This is a genomic window from Streptosporangium sp. NPDC006013 (assembly GCF_040614275.1).
GTDB lineage: Bacteria > Actinomycetota > Actinomycetes > Streptosporangiales > Streptosporangiaceae > Streptosporangium.
On the sequence record NZ_JBEXUE010000139.1, the window covers coordinates 1 to 21449 of the forward strand.

Below are 21449 nucleotides of genomic sequence, written 5' to 3' on the forward strand. Positions count from 1 at the left end.
AGCAGTTCCGGCAGCAGCACCCCGTGCCGGCCCTGTGCCCAGGACGAGAAGAAGGCGCAGAGGAGATGGATGTACTCCGGGCCCCAGAGGCTGATGCGCCGGTAGCTCTCGGCGCCGGTCGCGGCAAGCCTCTCCACCTCCTCCCAGCGGCCGTCGAGCATCGCCCGCCCGGTCGCGGCGTAGGTCACCTGCGTCTCAAGCTCCGGCATCCGCACCTCGCCGGTCAGGCGCAGGCAGCGGGCCAGCTCGGCGTCGTAGTCGGCCAGCCTTCCCTCGCGCAGGAAGGTCGGCATCCGGTGCAGGCGGGCGATGATCTCGGCGGCCCGGGGCAGGTCGGGGAGGGACAGGATCTCCTCCGCCGCCCGGTAGCGCTCCTCCTCGTGCTCCGGGGTCCATGAGGCGATGACGAAGTTGTTGAGCGTGCGCGCGAGCAGGCGGTGGTCACCGGCCCGCCGGGCGAGCGCGACCGCCTCGGCCGCGAGACGCGCTCCCTCCCACCGCCGTTCGCTGTAGTAGAACTCCACCCCGAGGGTCCCCAGCAGCTCGGCCCTGACCGCCTCCCTCCCGGGTGGCAGCCGGTTCAGCTGGTCCTCCAGCACGTCGATCATGCGCGTGTCCACCACGCCGTAGGCGCGCCAGTTCCACAGCGTCACCCCGCCGAAGACCGTCGCCGCCTCGATCACCGCCGCGTCGTCGCCCTTACGGGTGGCGAGGGTCACGGCCTCGTCCAGGGCGGTGTGCGCCGCGATCACGTCGCCGGCCACCCTGCGCGCCCGTCCCAGCTCGATGAGCAGGGCACCGCGGCTGAACGCCGGATCTGCGGACTGCGGATCGAGCGCCGCGAGCGCCTGCTCCCAGAACATGACCGCCTCGTCGTAGGCGAGGCGGGCCGCCGCCTGTACCGCCGCCCTGACGGCGTACGACGTCGCCTTGGCCGAGTGGCCGATCCTGGCCGCCATACCGAAGTGGTGGGCGAGCACGGGCAACCTCGGCTCCAGGTTTCCCGGGTGAAGATTCTCGACCGCCTCGCCCACCCGCCCGTGGATCTGCGCCCGCTGCAGCCGGCTCAGCCCCGTGTAGAGAGCCTCGCGGACGAGCGCGTGCGAGAAGCGATAGTCCCAGCCTCCGGCCACCTCGGTGAGCAGGCCGGTCGCCACCGCGGGTTCGAGCAGCATCATCATCCGGGCGCCGCCGATCCCGGTGGCGGCTTCCAGCACGTCCGCGTCGACGTCCCTGCCGATCACCGCGGCTGCCCGCAGGAGCGTCTGGGAGTCCTCGGGCAGCCGCGAGACCCGCTGGGTGATGACGTCGCGTACCCCCTCGGGGACGGAGAGGGAGGTGACGTCCGCAGCGGCGACCTGGTCCAGGGGCGAGACGCTGTCCAGCAGGCGGAGCACCTCGCCGAGGAAGAAGGGGTTGCCACCGGTACGGTCGTGCAGCGCGCGGGCCAGGGCCGGGTCGGGGCCGATGTCCGCACGGCCGGACCGGTCCGGATCGTCAGGGCCCGCGTCGTCCAGGTAGTCGGCGACCTGCTCCCGCGTGAACGCGGTGACGTTCATCCGCTCGGTACCGCGCTGTCGGACCAGATCGCCGAGCGCGTCCGTCAGCGCCGGCCGCGCCTCGGCGGCCTCGGGGCGCAGGGTCGCCAGCACGAGCAACGGCACCCGGTGCAGGTCGCCGCCGAGGAAGGTCAGCAGCTTCAGGGACGCGGCGTCCGCCCAGTGGACGTCCTCCATGAGGATGAGCACCGGTGCCGCGCCCGCCCGTCGTGACAGTGCCCTGGCCACCGCGTCGTACAGCAGGAAGCGCGCGGTGTCGGGATCGTCCGCGACCGAGGCCCCGTCCGCGCCCGTCAACCGGCGGATCACGTTCTCGACCCCCGCTGCCTCCCGGGTCACAGCCTCAAGCCCTCCGGCGCCGGCCTCCGCCTCTTCTTCGAGGGCGGTCAGCACCTGGATCCACGGCCAGAACGCGGGCGCGCCACGCCCTTCGACGCACCGGCTCCACACCGGGGTGACGCCCAGTTCCCCGGCGATCTCGGCCGCGGCCTCCGCCAGACGGGTCTTGCCGACGCCGGACTCACCGCTGACCAGCAGCACACCTCCCGCACCACGGGCCGTGTCCCGCACCCGCTCCCGGATCCGGTGCAGGTGGGGCTCCCTGCCCACGAGCCTGCGCCCGCGCGGAGCGGGGGCGCGCCACTCCCTTGCCGCCCGGGGAGCCACGACGTCTTCTCCGCGAGACGATCCGTCCCCGCGCGCGGGCGAGATCTCCTCCCTGCGCGCGATCGACGGCCAGGAGCCTTCGAGAGACTCGTCCTGGTCGAGGATGGCCTGTTCGAGACGGCGCAGTTCAAGGCTGGGATCGAGCCCGAGTTCGTCACCGAGGAGGGTGCGGCAGCGCTGGTAGGCGGCCAGCGCCTCGGCCTGCCTGCGGTCGCGGTACAGGGCGCGCATGAGCAGAGCCCAGGCCCCCTCCCGGTAGGGATCGAGATCGAGCAGATGCCCGGCCTCGACGGCGGCCTCGCTGAACCTGCCGAGCAGCAGCCACGCCTCGGCCCGCGTGGACAGCGCCGACAGGCGCACCTCGGTGAGGCGGGCCACGGTGGGCCCCACGAAGGAGCGGTCGGAGAAGTCGGCGAGCGGCTCACCTCGCCAGGCGCCGAGTGCCGCGTCCAGAGACCGCTCGGCCTCCCCCGCCCGCCCATCGGCCAGGGCGGCCTGCGCCTCCTCGACGGCCCGGCTGAAGCGGTTGGCATCCACCTGATCGGGCGAGATGTCCAGCAGGTACCCAGGCTCCCGGGTCCGCAGGACGCGAGCGGGGGACCGAGGGCTGCGCAGCGGTTCGAGGATCCTACGGAGCTGGGAGATGTACGCCTGGAGCGTTCCTGTCGCGCTGGACGGCGGCTCGTCGGCCCAGAGCCGGTCGATCATCTGGTCGAGGGGTGCGACATGGGGCGCGTTGAGCACCAGGAGCGTCAGCACGGCCCGCTGCTTGCGGGATCCGAGGTCGAGGAGCGCACCGGTGCCGTCGGCCACCTCCACCGGTCCGAGGATGCGGAAATCCAGGCACGCCGCGGCCTGGACGGTATCCGGTGCTTCGCCACCGTTCGCGAGCATCACAACTCCCGCACGAGCCACGCGACCGCCAATGCCTCGATCGCGGGTTCATCGTATCGGCAGGCCGCGATGGGGGTGCTGTCGGCGGCGACGAAACCGGAGGAGCCAAGGAGTGAGAACGTTCCCGGATCCGCCGCCGCCACACGGTAGCGCACCCGTTGGACGCCGTCCGCGCGCATCTCCGTCAGCAGGTCACCCAGCAGCCTCCGGCCGAGCCCCCGTCCCCGGTGTGGCAGCGCGACGGCCAGGGCTCGCAGGCGGGCGTCCCGGGCGGGCTGCCCCACCTCGACGAGGGCACCGGCCACCGGTGGATCGTCCACCGGCCGTGCCAGATCGACCAGCACGTACACCCGGCAGCGAGCGACCGACACCTCGGACAGGGCCTCCGCCAGGGCCTCGTCGAGCAGATCGGGACCCGTCGCACCCGCGTATGCCAGGACCTCCCGCAGCAGCAGGGTGCTGGAGGGCTGGGACTCCAGTGGCGACGACATGCGCGCAGCGTCCCACGGCCGTCTAGGAAACGGCTAGGAGACCTCTAGGCCCTCGGCCGGGACCGGCGCCACCACTCCGATCGCCGTGGCCGCCGGGCACCCATTCACAACCCAGCCGTCTCCAAGTGCCGGCTGCGATAACTGGAGGACCGGGCCGATCGAGGCCCTGCGACCTCGCCCCACGCCGCGAGTCGTCTCACACCATCGGGAGAACCCTCATGAGTACCGCCTTTTCCACAGCCGAGCATCTCGGCGGAGAGCTGGAAGTCCTGCGAGGCCAGGTCGCCGGCCCTGTCCTGTCTCCTGGTCAGGACGGCTACGACGAGGAGACCGCGGGTTTCAACACCGCGGTACGGCACCACCCGGCCGTCGTCGTGGGCGCCACCCGCACCGCGGACGTCATGGCGGCGGTCCACTTCGCGGTCCACCACTCTCTTCCCGTCGCCGTGCAGGCCACCGGGCACGGCGCCGTCCAGGCCTCCGACGGGGCACTGCTGATCAACACCTCCAGGATGCGCGAGGTCACCGTCGACTCGTCCAGCCGCACCGCGCGGGTCAGCGCGGGCTGCCGCTGGGCGGACGTCATCGCGCAGACGACCCCGTACGGCCTGGCGCCCCTGAGCGGCTCGTCCTCGGGCGTGGGGGCGGTGGGCTACACGCTGGGCGGCGGCATCGGCCCGATCTCACGGACCTTCGGCTTCGCCGCCGACCACGTACGGGAGATCACCGTGGTGACCGCGGACGGCATGGTCCGGGTGACGGACCCGGACACCGAACCCGACCTGTTCTGGGGACTGCGCGGCGGCAAGGGCAGCTTCGGCGTGGTCACCTCCATGGTCATCGACCTGTTCCCGGTGTCGACCCTGTACGGGGGCGGCCTCTACTTCAGCGCCGAGGACACCCCCGCCGTCCTGCACGCCTACCGGACCTGGGCCGGCACGCTGCCGGAGGCCACGACCACCTCGGTGGCGATGCTGCGCCTGCCCCCGGTGCCCGAGCTCCCCCCGCAGCTGCGTGGCCGCTTCGTGACCCACCTGCGCTTCGCCCACCTCGGCGACGCCCACAAGGCGGAGGCCCTCCTCGCCCCGATGCGGGCCGTCGCCGAACCGATCTTCGGCGAGATCGCGCAGATGCCGTTCAGCGCGATCGACTCCGTGCACCAGGACCCGGTGCACCCCATGCCGAGCTGGGATCGCGGCGCCCTGCTGCGCGAGCTCGGCGCGGAGACCGTGGAAGCGCTCCTGGCGGCGGCCGGCCCGGCGGCCGACGTGCCACTGGCCGTCGTGGAGGTGCGCCAGCTGGGCGGGGCGCTGGGCCGCGAGCCGCGCCGGCCGAACGCCGTGGGCGGGCGGGACGCCGCCTTCGGCGTGCTGGTGATCGGCGCCCCCGTTCCCGAACTGCTCGACACGGTCATCCCGGCCGTGGGCGGTGCCGTGCTCTCCGCCCTGGCTCCCTGGCAGACCGGCGGGACGCAGCTCAACTTCCACGGGCCGATGCTCGCCCCCGAGGACCTGGCCCGCGCCTGGCCGGAGCCGACACTGCGCAGGCTCAACGCCCTCAAGGACCACTACGACCCGGCCCGGGTGTTCCGCTTCGGCCACGTCGTGCCCCGCGTCTGAACGCTCCGATCCACCGGCAGGCGAGGGGGCCTGCCGGTGTCCCGTAGGCGTTGGCGGGTGCTCCGCAGAGCGGGCCGGTCGGGAACACGGTGGGCCGCGCGGTGGACGACGCGAAAGCTTTTATGGCACCACAAATATAAGGCGCCTCCCACGCGCGGGGACGGAACCCCGATCCACCCCATCCGTGACGCGTGACCTATTGACCCCATGTTTCCGACGAGTTAAATTAAGTGTAGAAATAAGGCGTTGATTTACGGGTGCCGTAGTCGCGCCTCATCTGCCGTCGGACCTTCCACCCCCCGGATCCACTGTGGAGACAAGCATGAGAGGTCTGTTCCGTCCTGCCGCCTTATGGACTGCCACGGCAGTCGTGGCGGCTCTGCTCGCAGTACCGTCGAGCCCGGCCTTCGCCGACACGTTGTTGTCGCAGGGCAAGACCGCGACGGCCTCCTCGACCGAGAACGGCGGAACCCCGCCGGCCGCCGCGGTCGACGGCGACACCAGCACCCGCTGGTCCAGCGCGGTCGGCGACTCCCAGTGGCTCCAGGTGGACCTGGGCGCCTCGTCCAGCATCAGCAGGGTCGTGCTGAACTGGGAGGCCGCGTACGGCAGCGGGTACAAGATCCAGGTGTCCGAGAACGGGACCACGTGGACGGACCTGAAGACCGTCACCGGCGGTGACGGCGGAATCGACAGCTGGGACGTCACCGGCAGCGGCCGGTATGTCCGGATGCAGGGCGTCACGAGGGCCACCGGCTACGGATACTCACTGTGGGAGTTCCAGGTCTTCGGTGGCGGCTCGAACCCCGTGGGCCAGTGCGGGACCACCAACGCCGCGTTGAACAAGACCTCAACCGCGTCGTCCACCGAGAACGGCGGAACCCCCGCGAGCGCCGCCTTCGACGGCAACAACGGGACCCGCTGGTCCAGCGCGGCCAGCGACCCGCAGTGGATCCAGGTGGACCTGGGCTCGCCCCAGACCATCTGCAAGATCGACCTGCGCTGGGAGGCCGCGTACGCGAGCGCGTTCAAGCTCCAGGGGTCGGCCAACGGCACCACCTGGACCGACCTGAAGACCGTCACGGGCGCCACCGGCGGCGTTCAGTCGCACGAGGTGAGCGGCTCCGCCCGGTACGTCCGGATGCAGGGCACCACCCGAGCCACCGGCTACGGATACTCACTGTGGGAGTTCGCCGTTTACACCACGTCTGACGGTCCGGTGATCCCCGGCGGCGGGGATCTGGGACCGAACGTTCACGTCTTCGACCCGTCCATGTCCAGTGCCGGCATCCAGAGCCAGCTCGACGCCGTCTTCCAGCAGCAGGAGTCGGCCCAGTTCGGCACCGGGCGCCACGCCTTCCTGTTCAAGCCGGGCACCTACAACGTGAACGCCAAGGTCGGCTTCTACACCTCGATCATGGGTCTGGGGCAGTCCCCCGACGACGTCACCGTCAACGGCGTGACCGTCGACGCGGGCTGGTTCGGCGGCAACGCGACCCAGAACTTCTGGCGCTCGACGGAGAACCTGTCGGTCCAGCCGCCCGGCGGTACCAACCAGTGGGCCGTCTCCCAGGCCGCGCCGTTCCGTCGCATGCACATCAAGGGCGCGCTCAACCTGGCCCCCACCGGCTACGGCTGGGCCAGCGGCGGCTACATCGCCGACAGCAAGATCGACGGCGCCGTCGGCCCGTACTCACAGCAGCAGTGGTACACCCGGGACAGCTCCGTCGGCGGCTGGGTCAACGGCGTGTGGAACATGGTGTTCTCCGGGGTGCAGGGCGCTCCCGCCACCGCCTTCGCCGACAAGTCCTACACCACGCTGGACAACACCCCGATCAGCCGCGAGAAGCCGTACCTCTACGTCTCCGGCAACGAGTACCGGGTGTTCGTCCCGGCCAAGCGGACCGACGCGCGCGGCGTGAGCTGGGCGAACGGCGCCACCCCCGGAAGCTCGATCCCGCTCGGTCAGTTCTACGTCGCCAAGCCCGGTGACACGGCAGCGACCATCAACGCCGCGCTCAGCCAGGGCCTGCACCTGCTGCTCACCCCCGGCATCTACCACGTCAACCAGCCGATCAACGTGACCAGGGCGAACACCGTGGTCCTGGGCCTCGGCCTGGCCACGATCATCCCCGACGGCGGCGTCAGCGCGGTCAAGGTCGCCGACGTGGACGGCGTGCGGCTCGCCGGCTTCCTGGTCGACGCGGGCCCGCAGAAGTCCGACGTGCTCATCGAGGTCGGCCCGCCGGGGTCGAGCGCCGACCACGCCGCCAACCCGACCACGCTGCAGGACGTGTTCGTCCGGATCGGCGGCGCCTTCGCCGGCAACGCCACCACCAGCGTGGTCGTCAACAGCGACGACGTGATCATCGACCACACCTGGCTGTGGCGCGGTGACCACGGCGACGGCATCGGCTGGAACGTCAACACCGCCGAGACCGGCCTGATCGTCAACGGCGACGACGTCCTGGCGACCGGCCTGTTCGTCGAGCACTACCGCAAGTACGACGTCGAGTGGTACGGCGAGCGCGGCCGGACGATCTTCTTCCAGAACGAGAAGGCGTACGACCCGCCGAACCAGGCGGCCTACATGAACGGCAGCACCAAGGGCTGGGCCGCCTACAAGGTCGGCCCCGCGGTCAACACCCATGAGGGCTGGGGTCTCGGCAGCTACGTCTACTTCAACGTCGACCCGACGATCGAGGTGGAGAACGCGTTCGAGACCCCGGTGAAGCCCGGCGTCAAGTTCCACAGCCTGCTCACCGTCTCCCTCGGCGGCAACGGGCGGATCAACCACGTGATCAACGGCACCGGCGGCCCCGCCTTCGGCACGGCCACGATCCCGTCCAAGCTCGTCTCCTACCCCTGAGGCACTCTGAGCCCGCCTGATCAGCGGTGGTCAACGCGCTCTCCTCGCTGATCAGGCGCTTCACCCCCACGCCGTGGGTCTCCGCTGTCGCAGGGAGACCCACGGCTTCGACGTGGCGACGGAGCGCCGAACCGCCGGGACCGGGGAGAGTCCCGGGCCACACAACCCAACGGCGCACAATAAGCCAAATGTACGATATAGAAATGATTGTCCTTTTTGCGGGCGGACACTTGGACCTGGATGAGCGACAGGGAAAAGCGCGGCGAACCGGCGGCCCCGTTCCCGGCACGAGAGCGGGACAGCCCCCACCCCCGCCTCCATCGGGGCGGCAAGGCCGCACACCTCGAACCCCCACGGAAAATCATCACCACATATCCACAAATGTCCGAATAACGAGCATTGGTCAGTGGACGCATTGACTCGTGGTTGATTAAAACTGAAACACATGGTTCGAGAGTGACTGTCTGTTCTTAGTCGTAGGCGTGGTGCTACGGTATGTGCCTGTTCACGCTCTGCTGTGAAACGGCACCGCATGGCCGTCCTGTCTCGCAGGGGGAACATCAGGTTCGACGCGGCCTTGTCATGCTCTGCCGCCACCCCCGAGGACGCCGATGTCAGTAGATGTACCCCGCCGGGCGCAGAGAAGGTTTTCACCGAGGGAACTGACGGTCCTCGCCTCTCTCGGCACCATGATCATTACGGTCTGCGCGTGGTTGTGGGCGATGTCCGCCGCCCCTTACGAGGCCAGAGAGCTGATGGCGCTCGTCGGCGGGGTCTCGGCCGTACTGCTGTCCGGCGCCGCCGCGGCCATCGTCCACTACTCCGGCACCGGTCGCCGGCTGCGTGAGCAGGCCGAGTGGGCCGGCGCGCGGTTCACCTGGCTGGAGCGGGAAGCGCTGCGAATGGCCGAGGAGTCGCTGCCCTCGCTGGGGCGTCAGGTGCGGGACGGCGCCTCGGTCGCCGACGCGCTCTCCCAGGTGCCACAGCCTCCGGACGGCCCGCTGCGGCAGCTGCTCAACGCGGCCGGGCACGAGCTCGAACTGCTCGAACGCGAGCGCGCCGTCGCCCAGGTGTCCCGTGAGGCGACCGAGGACGAGATCTCCCGGCTGACCGACGACACGCTGCCGGAGCTGGTCAGGCGGATCCAGACGAACCGGATGTCGGTGAGCGCCGCACTGGCCGAGGTACACCAGCCGGGGCACGACCCGCTGCGCGACCTGCTGCGCGAGACGGCGCGGCAGCTCTCCGAGAGCGAGCGCAGGGGCACCGCCGTGATGGCGGCGTGCGCCGGGGCCGCGGCCCGGGTGCAGGCACAGGCCACCAGCCTGCTCGCCCGGCTGCGCGAACTGGAGGAGCAGTACGGCGAGCACGAGGAGATCTTCGCCGACCTGCTGGACCTGGACCACCGCATCTCCCAGATGAGCCGGCTGGCGGACAACGTCGCGCTGCTGAGCGGCGGCCGTTCCGGGCGGCGATGGACCCGGCCGATCGTCATGGAGAGCGTCCTGCGCGGCGCGATGGGCCGCATCGGCGCCTACCGGCGCATCCGGCTGCACTCCACCAGCACCGTCGCCGTCGCGGGGTACGCGGCCGAGGGCGTGATGCACGCGCTGGCCGAGGTGATGGACAACGCCGCCACGTTCTCGGCGCACGGCACCGAGGTCCACGTGTACGTGGACGAGGAGGACGCCGGCGTCGTGATCACGGTCGAGGACAGTGGTCTGGGGATGCGCCCGCGCGAGCGGCAGCACGCCACCAGGCTCGTATCCGAGCCGCTCGACCTGCGGACGCTGTCCGGTACCCGGCTGGGCCTGGCGGTCGTGGGACGCCTGGTCGACAAGTACGGCCTGACGGTCAGCTTCCGGTCGTCCGCCCGTGGTGGCATGGGGGTCGTGATGCTGATCCCGCGCCTGCTGATCACGCAGCCCCTGTCGGCCACCGTGCCGCCCGTCGTCGACTCGTCGGTCCGCCGCCCCGTGAAGGCCGCCGTACCAGCACCGGCCCTACCCGCGCAGGAGGGGCCGGCCGACGAGTCCGAGGATCTGCTGCCCAGGCGGCGCCGGGGGCAGACGCTGGCCGAGGCGACCAGGGCGCGGCAGACATCGCCGGCCAAGCCCGCGCGCGATGGGCGTGACTCGGCGGCGAGGTTCGCCGCGTTCCGCCAAGCCGGCGGCCGTGGGCGTACTTCTTCTTCGGCCCCTTCCCCGGCCCCGGGCGACTCCTGACACGCGTCCGCCGACCACCGGACATCTTTGGATTCACAGATGAGGAGGCAGGGGCCGTCCCTCCCGCGCCCGCGCCGAAGGGGCACCCCGTCGTTTCTATGAGCACAACCGACGCTTCGCACACCACCGATCGTGACTTCGACTGGCTACTGGAGAACCTCAAGGAGAAGACCCCGGGGATCAGGCATGTGCTGGTGCTGACCAGGGACGGCCTGAAGATGTGCTTCACCGCCGGCCTCGGCCGGGACGGGGCCGACCAGCTCTCCGCCCTGGCCGCCGGGATCCAGAGCCTCTCGCTGAGCGCCTCCGCCGAGTTCGGGGACGGCATCGGAGCGGGGCAGGCGATGGTGGAGTTCGCCGGCGGGCTGCTGCTCATCGTGCCGGCCGGAGACGGCGCCCACCTGGCCGTGGTGGCCGAGGAGGACGGCGAGGTGGGGCTTATCGCGCACAACATGAACGAACTGGTGGAGCAGATCGGGGTGTACCTCACCGCGGCACCACGGCAAACGGAGAACAGCGACGACCGCGGATGACACGGCGAGCCATCGACCGAGAAGACCCGGACCGGCTCTACACGGTCACCGGGGGGCGTACCAGCGCCGATGAGAAATCCTTCGACTCCGTCTCCCTCATCGTCAGCGAGTGCGCCCCCACCCCCGGTATGCAGTCCGAGCACATCAAGATCCTGCGGATGGCCCAGCGGCCGACGGCGGTGGTGGAGATCTCGGCGGAGCTGCGGCTGCCGGTCAGCGTGGTGAAGATCCTGCTGCGCGACCTGCTGGACACCGGTCGCATCACCGTCCGTCATCCGTCGATCGCCGCACAGGCCGAACGACCGGATCCCGAAATCCTGAGGCAGGTGCTCGTTGCACTCCACAACCTCTGACCAGATGGCGGCCGCCGTGCGAACGCCGCTACGCACGACCGCCACGGACGCCCTGAAAATCGTGATCGTCGGCGGGTTCGGGGTGGGCAAGACGACCATGGTCGGCTCGGTGAGCGAGATCCGCCCGCTGAGCACCGAGGAGGTCATGACCCAGGCGAGCGTGGGCATCGACGACGCCAGCCGGGTACGGACCAAGACGACCACCACGGTGGCCTTCGACTTCGGCCGGATCACGCTGAACGCGAGCATGGTGCTCTACCTGTTCGGCGCACCCGGTCAGCAGCGGTTCTGGTTCGTGTGGGACCAGTTGTTCGCCGGCAGCCTGGGCGCGGTCGTGCTGGTGGACGCCCGCCGCCTGGAGGATTCCTGGTACTCCATCGACCGGCTGGAGCACCACCGGACCCCGTTCGTCGTCGCAGTCAACCGCTTCACCGACGGGCCCACCCTGGATTCGGTGCGCGAGGCGCTGGCGCTGTCGCCCGAGGTCCCGCTCATCGACTGCGACGCGAGAGAGCGGTCCTCGTGCAAGCACGTGCTGATCACGCTCATGGAGCACCTCACCCGCACCCACGACCAGTCGCCCGCCTGAGAGAGCATGCCGTGACGAACTCCCCTCCCCTGCCCGACTCCGCAGCCCCGTCCGCCGCCTCGCCCACATCTCAGAATCCCGAGCCGAGACGGGGGCCGCTGGAGGGATACCCCGACCACGCCGATGCCGTACGGCTGCACGCGTCACTGATCGACGACGATCCGGCCGCGATATTCCAGGAGATGCGCCGCGAGCACGGGCCCCTCGTCCCCGTTCTCCTCGACGACATGCCCGCCTGGTTCGTGATCGGTTACCGCGAGCTGCACCATGTCACCAGCCAGCCGCAGTTGTTCGGCCGCGACCCCAGGCGCTGGAACATGCGGGATCACCTCCCCCCGGACTGGCCGTCGCTCCCGTACGTGACATGGCAGCCGTCCGTGATGTACTCCGAGGGGGTCGAGCACCAGCGGCGGAGTGGCGCCATCAGCGACGCGCTGGACACCGTCGACCGCACCGAGCTGACCCTGATCTGCGAGCAGGTCGCCGACCTCGCGATCGACGAGTTCTCAGGGGACGGCCAGACCGACCTGATCTCCCAGTACGCCTACCGGATTCCGGCTCAGGTCGTCACCCGGCTGTTCGGGCTGTCGGAGACCGACCTGCCGGACCTGGTCAAGGACGTCAACCACGTGCTGGGCGGGAGCGAGGAGGCCGCCTCGGCGCTTCCCCGAATTCTGGACAAAATAGGCCGGCTCATAGCCGACAAGCGCACCCGGCCGGGCCACGACATCACCTCGCATCTGCTGGCACACGCCGCGCGGCTCACCGACGAGGAGATCGTCCAGGACCTGATCGTGTTGATGATCGCCTCCCACGACAGCAGCGCCAACTGGATCGGCAACACCCTGCGGCTGATGCTGGTGGACGACCACTTCTCGATGAGCCTGCAGGGTGGCCGCAGCAGCGTCGGCGAGGCGCTGAACGAGGTGCTGTGGAAGGACCCGCCCTCGCCGAACCTGCCCTCACGCTGGGCCGTGCAGGACTGCGAGCTGGCCGGGCGGCGCATCCGCCGGGGCGACATGCTGGTGCTCGGCGTCGCCGCGGCCAACGCCGATCCGCAGGTGCAACCGGCCGCCCATGCCGGCTCCGGCGCCAACCGGGCGCACATGTCCTTCAGCCACGGCGAGTACGGTTGCCCCTTCCCCGCGCCCGAGCTCGGCGAGATCATCGCCAAGACGGCCGTGGAGGTCCTCCTCGACCGGTTGCCCGACGTCTATCTCACCGTGAAACCGGACGCGCTGCGATGGCGCCCTTCGCTGTGGGTTCGCAGCCTGGAGGCCCTGCCCGTACGGTTCAGCCCGACCGTGCCGACCGGCCAGAGCCCGTCGAACACCGGGGACGCCCCCAGGTGAGGTCAGGCCGGAGCGGAGTCCGGCGACCGGTCCGCGGCGAAGCCCGTGGCGGACAGGGAGAGCAGACGCTCGATCAGGTCGTGGCCGGTCGACTGCTCGCTCGCCCAGGCGATGCCCACCACGAGGGCGAGGAGTTCGCCGATGACGGCGCGCATCACCTCGTCCGACGGGGGTGCCGCCTTCGCTCACCCGTGGGTGGCGGCCGCCCGGGCGAGGAAGAGGGTCCGCTCGCGCTCGTTGCGGGTGAGTTCGGCGGCCCGTTCGAACTCCTCGCGTGCCTCGTCGAGGCGGCCCAGTCTCACGAGCAGATCACCCCGTACGGCGGGCAGTTGCGGATAGCCCCTCAGCGCGCGCTCCGCCGCCAGCCCGTCCACGATCTCCAGGCCCCGCGCCGGGCCGTACGCCCTGCTCACCGCGACCGCGCGGTTCAACTCCACCACGGGTGAGGGGGCGAGGTGGGCGAGCACCCGGTAGAGGGCGGCCATCCGTTCCCAGTCGGTGTCGTCGGTGGACCGCGCGCGGGCGTGGCAGGCCGCGATCGCGGCCTGCAGGCCGTAGGGACCGAGCGTGCCGAGCGCCTCGGCACGTTCGAGCGCCTCCAGCCCCCGGCGGATCAGTAGCCGGTCCCACAGCCCCCGGTCCTGGTCGGGAAGCAGGACCGGCTCACCGTCCGGCCCCGTCCTGGCCCGGAGGCGCGACGCCTGGATCTCCATCAGGGCGACGAGGCCGTGCGCCTCGGCCTCCCGCGGCATCAGGCCCGCCAGGATCCGGCCCAGGCGCAGCGCCTCCTCGCAGAGCGAGGGGCGCATCCAGTCGTCACCGGCGGTCGCCGAGTAGCCCTCGTTGAAGATGAGATAGACGACCTCCAGCACCGATGCGAGACGCTCGCCCAGCTCGGCCGGGGCGGGCAGCTCGATGCGCACCCGCTTCTCGGCGAGGGTGCGCTTGGCCCGGAAGATCCGCTGCCCGACCGTCGGTTCCGGCACCAGGAAGGCACGCGCGATCTCCTCGGTGGTCAGGCCGCCGAGCAGGCGCAGGGTGAGCGCCAGGCGTCCCTCGGTGGACAGCACCGGATGGCAGGCGGTGAAGAGCAGGCGCAGCACGTCGTCACCGATGTGGTCGTCGAGGGCGTCGTCCAGCTCGGCCTCGGCTTCCTCCTGACGGATCTCCATGTCCCGGCCGACCTCTTCGAGCTTGTGCTCGTAGCGGGTCCTGCGGCGGAGCAGGTCGATCGCCCGGTGCTTGGCGGTCAGCATGAGCCAGGCTCCGGGATTATCCGGTACGCCGGATTTCGGCCACTGCTCAAGCGCGAGGACCAGGGCGTCCTGCGCGAGCTCCTCGGCCAGGCCGACATCGCGCACCATCCGGGCAAGCCCCGCGATCACCCGCGCGGACTCGATCCGCCAGACCGCCTCGACCACCCGATGAGGATCACCAACCGCCATGCCTCCCGATCCAACCATCCCGCCCGCCCTCGCGGCACCTTTCGATCCCGTCGCCCGAGGCCCCCGGACACGACTCGGGCGCGCACGGACCGGGTGCCGCTCGCCGGCCGGCGAGCGGCACCCGAATCGGACGGGACAGCCGGCCTTACCGGGCCCGGCACGCTTGCCCGCATTACTCGTATGACGTATTTTTTACTCATGCAAGTAAGCCAGGGCAGGGAAACACCCGCCGAGCGCTCCTTCACCGGCGCGGCCAGGCGCGCCCAGATCATCGAGGCGACCATCGAGACGATCGCCGAGCTCGGCTACGGCCAGGCGTCCTTCGCCCGGATCGCCGAACGGGCGGGGCTGAGCAGCACCCGCCTGATCTCGTACCACTTCGCCGGCAAGGACGAGCTGATGAGCGCGGCCGTCGCCGAGTTCTACGATCACATCGGACGGTTCATGGCCGGGCGGATGGCCGGCGTGACCTGTGCCCGTGACGCGCTGCGCACCTACATCACCGCGCTGGTCGCGTATATCGCGGACAACCGCCCACGGATGCGGGCGATGATGGAGATCTTCCTCAACTTCCGCGACGAGGGCGGAGCGAGCCGCTCCTACGACGAGGGCGACGAGAACGAGGTCCTCGGCCACCTCCAGCGCATCCTGCGCGACGGGCAGCGCGGCGGCGAGTTCCGCGACTTCGACACCTTCGTCATGGCGGCGACCGTGCAGCGCGCCCTGGACGGCCTGCCGTTCCTGCTGGAGGCCAGACCCGATCTCGACCTCACCGCCTGCGCCGAGGAACTGGTGACGCTGTTCGACCTGGCGACCAGGAGCGAGCCGTGAGCGCCCCGAGCGGGCGGCGCACGCTGCTGCGCCTGCTGGTCGACCTGCTCGTACCGGCCGCCCTGTACTACGTGCTGCGCTCGGCCGGGATGAGCGTCTACCTGTCCCTGCTCGTCACGAGCGTGGTGCCCGCGGCCATGGGCACCTACACGCTGGTCAGGGAGCGCAGGGTCGACGGGCTCTCCGTTTTCATGACGGCCATGATGGTGCTGGGCGTGGGGGCGTCGCTGATCAGCGGCAGCGAGCGGTTCCTGCTCGCCAGGGAAGGGTGGCTGACGGCCGCCGTCGGGCTCTGGTTCCTGGCCAGCCTGCGGGTCGGGATGCCGCTCACCTTCCTGTTCAGCCGGCCGCTGCTGGAGCACAGGTTCCCGGTCCGCGGCACCGGCGAGACGTGGGACGTGCTGTGGGAGCGGATCCCCCGCTTCCGCAGGGCCTGGCGGGTCACCACCGTCCTGTGGGGCGCCGGCACCCTCCTCGACTCCGCGGCGCGCGTGGTCATGGCCTACACGCTGCCGGTCGACGCCGTCCCCGCGCTCGGCACCGCTCTGTACGCCGGCACGTCGATCACGCTCATGGTGATCGCCAACGTCTACTTCGTCACGGTGGGACTCTTCGACAGGCGGAGCGCGATGTACGCGCCGCTCGACCGCGAGCGCGCCCCGGCACCCTCCACCTGAAGGAGCCCGCCGATGACCGGCGTCCTGACCCGCGCCGGGTCAGCGGCGCACCATCGACGGGTAGTCCTTGAGGGTTATGTTGGTCGCGAACCTGTCGGTCAGCCTCAGCATCAGCTTCAGCAGGAATCCGTAGCGGAAAATCCAGTTGCGCATCCGGATCCGGCCCGGGGTGCCGGGGGCGAGGAAGGGACCGGCGTTGCCGTTCCTGGCGATCCTGGCGTAGCCGCGGAACCCCTCCTCGTAGCGCCGGAAGGCGACCCGATGGTCCCCGTCCGCCGCCGCGAGCTCTCCGGCCAGGACGTACGCGCCGACCATGGCCAGGCCGGTGCCGAAACCGCCCAGCGTGTTGCCGTAGGCGGCGTCACCGAGCAGCACGACGCGGCCCCTGGCGTAGCGCTCCATCCGGACCTGGCTGATCGAGTCGAGGTAGAAGTCGTCCGCCTGCCGTACCGCGTCGAGGACCGCGGGGGTCTGCCAGCCCATCCCGGCATAGGCGTCGATCACGATCCGCTTCATCGCCTCCACGTCGTAGCGGTCGTAGTCGAGCGGCGGCGAGGCGAAGGCGAAGAAGGCATCGGCTCCAGGCCCCCCGATGGCGACCAGCCTGCCGGGCTCGTTGTACATTTTCGCGATCTTCCCGAAGCGCTGCGGGAGGTCGGCCAGGGCGTAGTAGTGGCCGAGGAAGCGGACATGGTCGGCCTCGGGGCCGAAGGCCAGCCGGCGAACGTTGGAGTGGATGCCGTCCGCGCCCACCACCAGGTCGAAGACCTGCGGAGCGCCGTGCTCGAACGTGACGTGGACGCCGCCCTCGGTCTCGGTGAGCGAGGTGATGGAGTCGCCGAAGACGTACCGGCACCCGGCGGCGAGCGTCCTGTCGTACAGCAGCCGGGACAACTCCCCGCGCGGGATCTCCAGCTCGCCGCCGGTGAACTCGCCGGGCATCACCGCCAGCCTGCGGCCGTTCGCGTCAACGATCTCCTGGTCGGTCCCGCCGGTCTGCAACCGCCGTACGTCCTCCAGGATGCCCATCCGCTCCAGCACCGACAGGTGGGTCTCGCCTTTGAAGTCGACCGCCTGGCCTCCGAGGCGCAGGGCGGGGGCCTTCTCGACCACGGTCACGGTGTGGCCGTAGCGGTTGAGCCAGTAGGCGAGAGCGGGGCCGCCGATACTGGCGCCGGAGATCAGGACGTTGCTGTTCCTCATGTCCCCGAGCCTCACCGGGAGCGCTGACAGGCCGGTGACAGCCGGCTGACAGTCAGGAGATGGCTGTCAGCGCATCGTCCCGGCTCAGCGCGGCGCCCCTGGCGAACTCCGCGGCGAAGGCCTCCGCGCCGATGAGCTCCGTGGCGCCCGCGGCGACCCTCGCGACGTCGGGGTCGCCGGTGACGGCCGCACCGCGCAACGCCACCCCCACACCGAGCAGGAACGCGGCCCGCTCCGCCGCGCCTTCGAGCAGGGCAAGCCCCGCGTACCCCTCGGTGACCTGGGCGAGATCCATCGTCACCGCCGGTGACGTGCGCGCCAGCGCGAGCGCCTCGCCGTGACGGCGCCCGGCCTCCGCGTGGTCGCCCTCTGCCTCGGCCAGCCGTCCCAGCGCGGTGAGCACGAGTGACGCGATGCTCTCGGTGACGTAACCGCCTGGGCCGGCGGCGTCCAGCGCCGCCGCGTAGTGTTCGCGCGCCCGTGCGTGATCGCGGCACCGCCGGGCGAGTTCGCCCCAGCCCAGCTCGATCGGCGACCGGTGCGACGCGCTCGTCCCGCGCGCCAGCTCGGTGGCGCGCCGCAGGTCGGCGCGGGCCGCGGGAACATCGCCCTCGCGCAGCAGCCCGTCGGCCCTCCGGCAGAGCACGTCCACCATCTCGTCCAGAGCGCCGAGCTGTTCGTGCAGGTCCAGGGCCTCCCCCCACAGCCGCCTGGCCCGCGCCCAGTCCCCCCGCCAGCCGGCGATCACTCCCAGCCACTCGAGCCCCTGCGCCATCCCCCAGCGCTCGCCCACGGAGCGGAAGCTCGCCAGTGTCGACTCCAGCTCTCCCTCGGCATCGGCCACGTGGCCGTCAAGCAGGTGCATCAGGGACGCCCCGAGCATGACCACGGCTCGGCTCCACGGGTCGGAGCCGAGCAGCCGCTCCCGCATCAGGCCGGCCCCGGGAGCCGGTGGCCCCGCGACCATGCCCCACAGAACGGACGTGAAGGGGTAGCGCAGCTCCCGGTCCAGCGACCGCATGATCTCCTCGGCCCGAGCCCACTGCGCCGGCAGGACATGCGGTACGGCCTGCAACACGCACAGGACGTACTCCTCCTCCAGCCCTTCGGGCGGCTCGGTACCGAACCGTTCGAGCAGCCAGCGCGCCGACGAGACCGCCTGTTCCCGCCGCCCGCTCAGCCACTGGTACGCCGCCAGGGCCGCGATCAGCCGCAGCGCCGTCTCCGGGTCATCCGGTACGGCACGGCCCAGCGCGGCCCGCAGGTTGCTCTGCTCGGCGGAGAGCAGGGCCAGCCATTCGAGCTGCTCGGCCCGGCGCAACCACGGGTCGGCGCGCTGTGCCAGCTCCAGGAAGTAGGCGGCGTGCCCGGCACGCACCCGCTCCCGCTCCCCCGCCTCGGCCAGCCGCTCCGCACAGAACAGGCGGATCGTGTCGAGCATCCGGTAGCGGCCGTCGCCTGCCTCGATGAGTGACTTGTCCACCAGGTCGGCCAGCACCTCGCCGGATCCGCAGATCCGTTCGACGGCCTCCAGGGACGAGCTGCCCGAGAACATCGAGAACCGCGCGGCCAGCGCCTGCTCCTCGGGGCTGAGCAGGCTCCAGCTCCAGTCCACCACCGCGTACAGCGTCCGATGCCGTGCCGCCGCGGTGCGATCACCGCGGGACAGCAGCGTGAACCGGCCGTACTCCTTCAGGCGCGCGACGATCTCCTCGACGGTGAACGACCTCAGCCTCGCCGCCGCCAGCTCGATGGCCAGTGGCAGCCCGTCCAGCATGCCGCAGATCTCGGCGACCTCGGCTCTCATGACGGAGCCGGGACGTACGGCGGCGGCTCGCTCCATGAACAGCCGCACCGAGGGATAGCCGAGTGCGTCGTCAAGATCCGTGCCGGGGGGCGGTACGGCCAGCGGCGAGAGCGGGACGAGCATCTCGCCGGTGAGCCCGAGCGGCTCGCGGCTGGTGGCCAGCACGGCCAGTTCCGGGCAGGCGTCGAGCAGCCGCCGGACGAGCGCCGCGGCCGGAGCGATCACGTGCTCGCAGTTGTCCAGGACGAGCAGGAGCTCCCGGTCTGCCAGGGCCGCCACGAGCCGGCCCGTGGGGTCGACCCGGCCCGGCACCGGTGACCGCAGCCTCGCCTCGCGCAGACCGAGCGCGCCGAGCACCGCCAGGGGGATCTGACCTCCGTCGTCGAGCGGGGACAGATCGACGAAGCACACGTCCCGCGTCAGGCGGCGGGCCGCCTCGATGGCCAGCCTCGTCTTGCCGGTGCCGCCCGTACCGGTCAGGGTGATCAGACGGGAGTCCCGCAGCGAGTCGATCCGGTCCAGCTCGGCCTCGCGGCCCACGAAGCCGGTGAGCTGCGCGGGCAGCCGGTGCCGTACCGTCCCGGGCCTCTCCGCGCCGCGCAGGATCGCCAGGTGAAGCGCCGCCAGTTCTGGCGACGGGTCGGCGCCGAGCTCGTCCGCCAGCAACCGCCTGACCTCGTCGAAGACGGCCAGCGCCGCGGCCTGCTGCCCGGAGGCGTGCAGCGCCCGCATGAGCTGGCCCCACAGCCGCTCGCGCAACGGGTTCTCGGCCGCCAGCTGCCGCAACTCGGCTATCGAGGTGCCCTCCGGGAGCGCGAGCTCGGCCTCGACCAGGTCCTCCCGCGCCGCCAGCCGTAGCTCTTCCAGCCGGGCCGCCTGCGGCATGCCGGCCGGCGCGGGCCCTCGCCACAGCGCCAGTCCCTCGCTGAGCACCCTCGCGGCATGCTCATGCCGGCCTGCGGTCAGCGACCTGTGCCCCTCGCGCGCGAGCCGCTCGAACCGGTGTGCGTCGACGTCATCGGGGTCGACCGCGAGCCGGTATCCGGCCCGGTGAAACGTGATCAGGCCGGGCGGCAGGCCGCGGCGGAGCCGGGACACCTGGGCCTGGATCGCGTTGGCCGCACCGGCCGGAGGATCGTCACCGTACTGCCCGTCTATCAACCGGTCCACGCTGACCAGCCGGCCCGCGTCAAGCAGGAGCAGCACCAGCAGGGCACGCGACCGGGGGCCGCCGACGGAGACGGGTTCCCCCTCCTCCGTCCGCACCTCCAACGGCCCCAGGATCCCGAACTGCACGAGACCGATTGTGGCCCATGCGCCCTACTTCATGAGGATCAGTGCGAACCTCGCGGCCGGACCCGGCTCAGAACGCGTCGCGGTACTCGGTGGCCGCGGCCCTGATCCGGTCCACCTGCGCCTCCAGCTCCCGGACGTCAATACGAGCGCCGCGCGGCGAGCCTGGGCACCAGCCGCTCCAGCGTGCCCATCGCGGTGCCCGTCGGCGTGGCCATCACCCGAGCGACGTTGCTCAGCACCGGTACGGTGTCGGCGACCGTCTCGGAGGCGACCTGGGCTCCGGCGACCACCTCGTCGAGCCGGCGGGCGACGTCGAGCACCTGGGTGGACGACCGTATGAGCCGGTCGCTGAACACCCGATAGCTCTCCAGCCGCTCCACCAGGCCGGTCAGCAGCGTTTCCAGCGCTCCGACCCCGGCCAGCACCTCCGCGATCGGTCCCCGCGCCCAGGGCCGGGCATAGGTCGCGGAGGCCAACCGGCCGCGCGCTCCCTTCCCCGGGACGCCTGACCTCGCCTGCCGGCGATCCCGCGAACGACCCCCGACGCACGCGTCCAGCCCGTGAGTACGTCCGGCCGCGAAGGTGCCGGGAAACGCACGAACCCCAGGCCGGGGTTCCCGGCCTGGGGTTCGTGCACGGTGATCAGATCAGGCGGGGGCGGCGAAGTCCTCGGGGCCGAAGACGCGCAGCACGTCGGCCTCGCCCTCCCAGCCCGCCCAGTGATCCCGGTGGATCTTCAGGAAGCGGGAGGTCCACTCGACGGCCTCCTCCTTCGAGCGGACCTGGTAGAGCGCGTAGCTGATCAGCTCCTTCGCCTCGGCGAACGGGCCGTCGGTGACGCTCAGCCTGTCCCCGGTGATCGCGACCCGCGCGCCCTGCGCACTCGGGGCCAGCCCGGCGGTGTCCAGCAACGCCCCGGCCGCGGTGGCCTCCCCGCCGAGCTTGGCGATGGCCTCCATCAACTCCGCCGGCGGCGGGGTGGTGGGCTGGCTGGTGACCCTAAGAATGATCATGTATCGCATCGGACGTCTCCTTCGATC

17 protein-coding genes are annotated in these 21449 nt (G+C 71.1%); 9 read left to right on the forward strand and 8 right to left on the reverse strand.

Going from position 1 to position 21449, the window contains the following annotated elements; translation table 11 throughout:
• Both ABZ260_RS21885 and ABZ260_RS21890 read right to left on the reverse strand, forming a co-directional pair.
• Positions 1-3119, reverse strand: a 3119-nt coding sequence (locus ABZ260_RS21885) for a BTAD domain-containing putative transcriptional regulator (protein WP_355620496.1), incomplete at its 3' end; no start/stop codon positions are given.
• Complete coding sequence (locus ABZ260_RS21890) at positions 3119-3610, reverse strand: GNAT family N-acetyltransferase (RefSeq protein ID WP_355620499.1); 492 nt, start codon at positions 3608-3610, stop codon at positions 3119-3121. The genes ABZ260_RS21890 and ABZ260_RS21885, both read right to left, overlap by 1 nt.
• Before the next feature lie 218 nt (positions 3611-3828).
• Between ABZ260_RS21890 and ABZ260_RS21895 the strand changes: the two genes are divergently transcribed.
• The 7 genes from ABZ260_RS21895 to ABZ260_RS21925 all read left to right on the forward strand — a co-directional run bounded on the left by ABZ260_RS21895 (position 3829) and on the right by ABZ260_RS21925 (position 13150).
• Positions 3829-5229: an FAD-binding oxidoreductase gene (locus ABZ260_RS21895; RefSeq protein WP_355620502.1), complete on the forward strand. Its 1401-nt coding sequence runs from the start codon at positions 3829-3831 to the stop codon at positions 5227-5229.
• A gap of 322 nt (positions 5230-5551) precedes the next feature.
• Positions 5552-8098, forward strand: a complete 2547-nt coding sequence (locus ABZ260_RS21900) for a discoidin domain-containing protein (RefSeq protein ID WP_355620505.1) — start codon at positions 5552-5554, stop codon at positions 8096-8098.
• Positions 8099-8787: 689 nt separating this feature from the next.
• Positions 8788-10323: an ATP-binding protein gene (locus ABZ260_RS21905; RefSeq protein ID WP_355620508.1), complete on the forward strand. Its 1536-nt coding sequence runs from the start codon at positions 8788-8790 to the stop codon at positions 10321-10323.
• 98 nt (positions 10324-10421) lie between these two features.
• Positions 10422-10856 (forward strand): roadblock/LC7 domain-containing protein, encoded by a 435-nt coding sequence (locus ABZ260_RS21910; protein WP_355550082.1) that lies wholly within the window; start codon positions 10422-10424, stop codon positions 10854-10856.
• The gene (locus tag ABZ260_RS21915) at positions 10853-11209 is read left to right on the forward strand and encodes a DUF742 domain-containing protein (RefSeq protein WP_355620511.1); all 357 of its coding nucleotides are present in this window, start codon (positions 10853-10855) and stop codon (positions 11207-11209) included. Before ABZ260_RS21910 ends, ABZ260_RS21915 begins: the two co-directional genes overlap by 4 nt.
• A 4-nt stretch (positions 11210-11213) precedes the next feature.
• Positions 11214-11798, forward strand: coding sequence for an ATP/GTP-binding protein (locus ABZ260_RS21920; protein WP_355620514.1), 585 nt, complete (start codon positions 11214-11216; stop codon positions 11796-11798).
• An 11-nt stretch (positions 11799-11809) separates the two neighbouring features.
• Positions 11810-13150 (forward strand): cytochrome P450, encoded by a 1341-nt coding sequence (locus ABZ260_RS21925; RefSeq protein ID WP_355620517.1) that lies wholly within the window; start codon positions 11810-11812, stop codon positions 13148-13150.
• Positions 13151-13152: 2 nt separating this feature from the next.
• On the opposite strand, the gene ABZ260_RS21930 is transcribed toward ABZ260_RS21925, so the two are convergent.
• Together ABZ260_RS21930 and ABZ260_RS21935 are read right to left on the reverse strand one after the other, a co-directional pair.
• Complete coding sequence (locus tag ABZ260_RS21930; RefSeq protein ID WP_355620520.1) at positions 13153-13305, reverse strand: hypothetical protein; 153 nt, start codon at positions 13303-13305, stop codon at positions 13153-13155.
• A 30-nt stretch (positions 13306-13335) separates the two neighbouring features.
• Positions 13336-14595, reverse strand: a complete 1260-nt coding sequence (locus ABZ260_RS21935) for an RNA polymerase sigma factor (RefSeq protein ID WP_355620523.1) — start codon at positions 14593-14595, stop codon at positions 13336-13338.
• A 198-nt stretch (positions 14596-14793) separates the two neighbouring features.
• Here ABZ260_RS21935 and ABZ260_RS21940 point away from each other — a divergent pair, with 198 nt between their 5' ends.
• Positions 14794-15426, forward strand: coding sequence for a TetR/AcrR family transcriptional regulator (locus ABZ260_RS21940; protein ID WP_355620526.1), 633 nt, complete (start codon positions 14794-14796; stop codon positions 15424-15426).
• The gene (locus tag ABZ260_RS21945; RefSeq protein WP_355620529.1) at positions 15423-16103 is read left to right on the forward strand and encodes a VC0807 family protein; all 681 of its coding nucleotides are present in this window, start codon (positions 15423-15425) and stop codon (positions 16101-16103) included. Before ABZ260_RS21940 ends, ABZ260_RS21945 begins: the two co-directional genes overlap by 4 nt.
• Before the next feature lie 39 nt (positions 16104-16142).
• Here ABZ260_RS21945 and ABZ260_RS21950 read toward each other — a convergent pair whose 3' ends face one another.
• From ABZ260_RS21950 to ABZ260_RS21965, 4 genes are all read right to left on the reverse strand, one after another.
• Entirely contained in the window at positions 16143-17306 is a 1164-nt protein-coding gene (locus tag ABZ260_RS21950; protein ID WP_355620532.1) for an FAD-dependent monooxygenase, read from the reverse strand.
• Between the two features lie 52 nt (positions 17307-17358).
• Entirely contained in the window at positions 17359-20409 is a 3051-nt protein-coding gene (locus tag ABZ260_RS21955; protein WP_355620535.1) for a BTAD domain-containing putative transcriptional regulator, read from the reverse strand.
• A 137-nt stretch (positions 20410-20546) separates the two neighbouring features.
• Positions 20547-20885 carry a hypothetical protein gene (locus ABZ260_RS21960; protein ID WP_355620538.1) on the reverse strand — a complete coding sequence of 113 codons (339 nt, stop codon included), beginning with the start codon at positions 20883-20885 and terminating at the stop codon, positions 20547-20549.
• A gap of 171 nt (positions 20886-21056) precedes the next feature.
• The coding region (locus tag ABZ260_RS21965) for a YciI family protein (protein ID WP_355620541.1) at positions 21057-21449 on the reverse strand (393 nt) is incomplete at its 5' end.

What these genes read in the sequence shown, in the direction of transcription:
- ABZ260_RS21950 (WP_355620532.1), bottom strand. Translation starts at nt 17,306, where the DNA reads ATGAGGAACAGCAACGTCCTGATCTCCGGCGCCAGTATCGGCGGCCCC.
- ABZ260_RS21940 (WP_355620526.1), top strand. Translation starts at nt 14,794, where the DNA reads ATGCAAGTAAGCCAGGGCAGGGAAACACCCGCCGAGCGCTCCTTCACC.
- ABZ260_RS21935 (WP_355620523.1), bottom strand. Translation starts at nt 14,595, where the DNA reads ATGGCGGTTGGTGATCCTCATCGGGTGGTCGAGGCGGTCTGGCGGATC.
- ABZ260_RS21915 (WP_355620511.1), top strand. Translation starts at nt 10,853, where the DNA reads ATGACACGGCGAGCCATCGACCGAGAAGACCCGGACCGGCTCTACACG.
- ABZ260_RS21930 (WP_355620520.1), bottom strand. Translation starts at nt 13,305, where the DNA reads ATGCGCGCCGTCATCGGCGAACTCCTCGCCCTCGTGGTGGGCATCGCC.
- ABZ260_RS21905 (WP_355620508.1), top strand. Translation starts at nt 8,788, where the DNA reads ATGATCATTACGGTCTGCGCGTGGTTGTGGGCGATGTCCGCCGCCCCT.
- ABZ260_RS21910 (WP_355550082.1), top strand. Translation starts at nt 10,422, where the DNA reads ATGAGCACAACCGACGCTTCGCACACCACCGATCGTGACTTCGACTGG.
- ABZ260_RS21920 (WP_355620514.1), top strand. Translation starts at nt 11,214, where the DNA reads ATGGCGGCCGCCGTGCGAACGCCGCTACGCACGACCGCCACGGACGCC.
- ABZ260_RS21900 (WP_355620505.1), top strand. Translation starts at nt 5,552, where the DNA reads ATGAGAGGTCTGTTCCGTCCTGCCGCCTTATGGACTGCCACGGCAGTC.
- ABZ260_RS21890 (WP_355620499.1), bottom strand. Translation starts at nt 3,610, where the DNA reads ATGTCGTCGCCACTGGAGTCCCAGCCCTCCAGCACCCTGCTGCTGCGG.
- ABZ260_RS21895 (WP_355620502.1), top strand. Translation starts at nt 3,829, where the DNA reads ATGAGTACCGCCTTTTCCACAGCCGAGCATCTCGGCGGAGAGCTGGAA.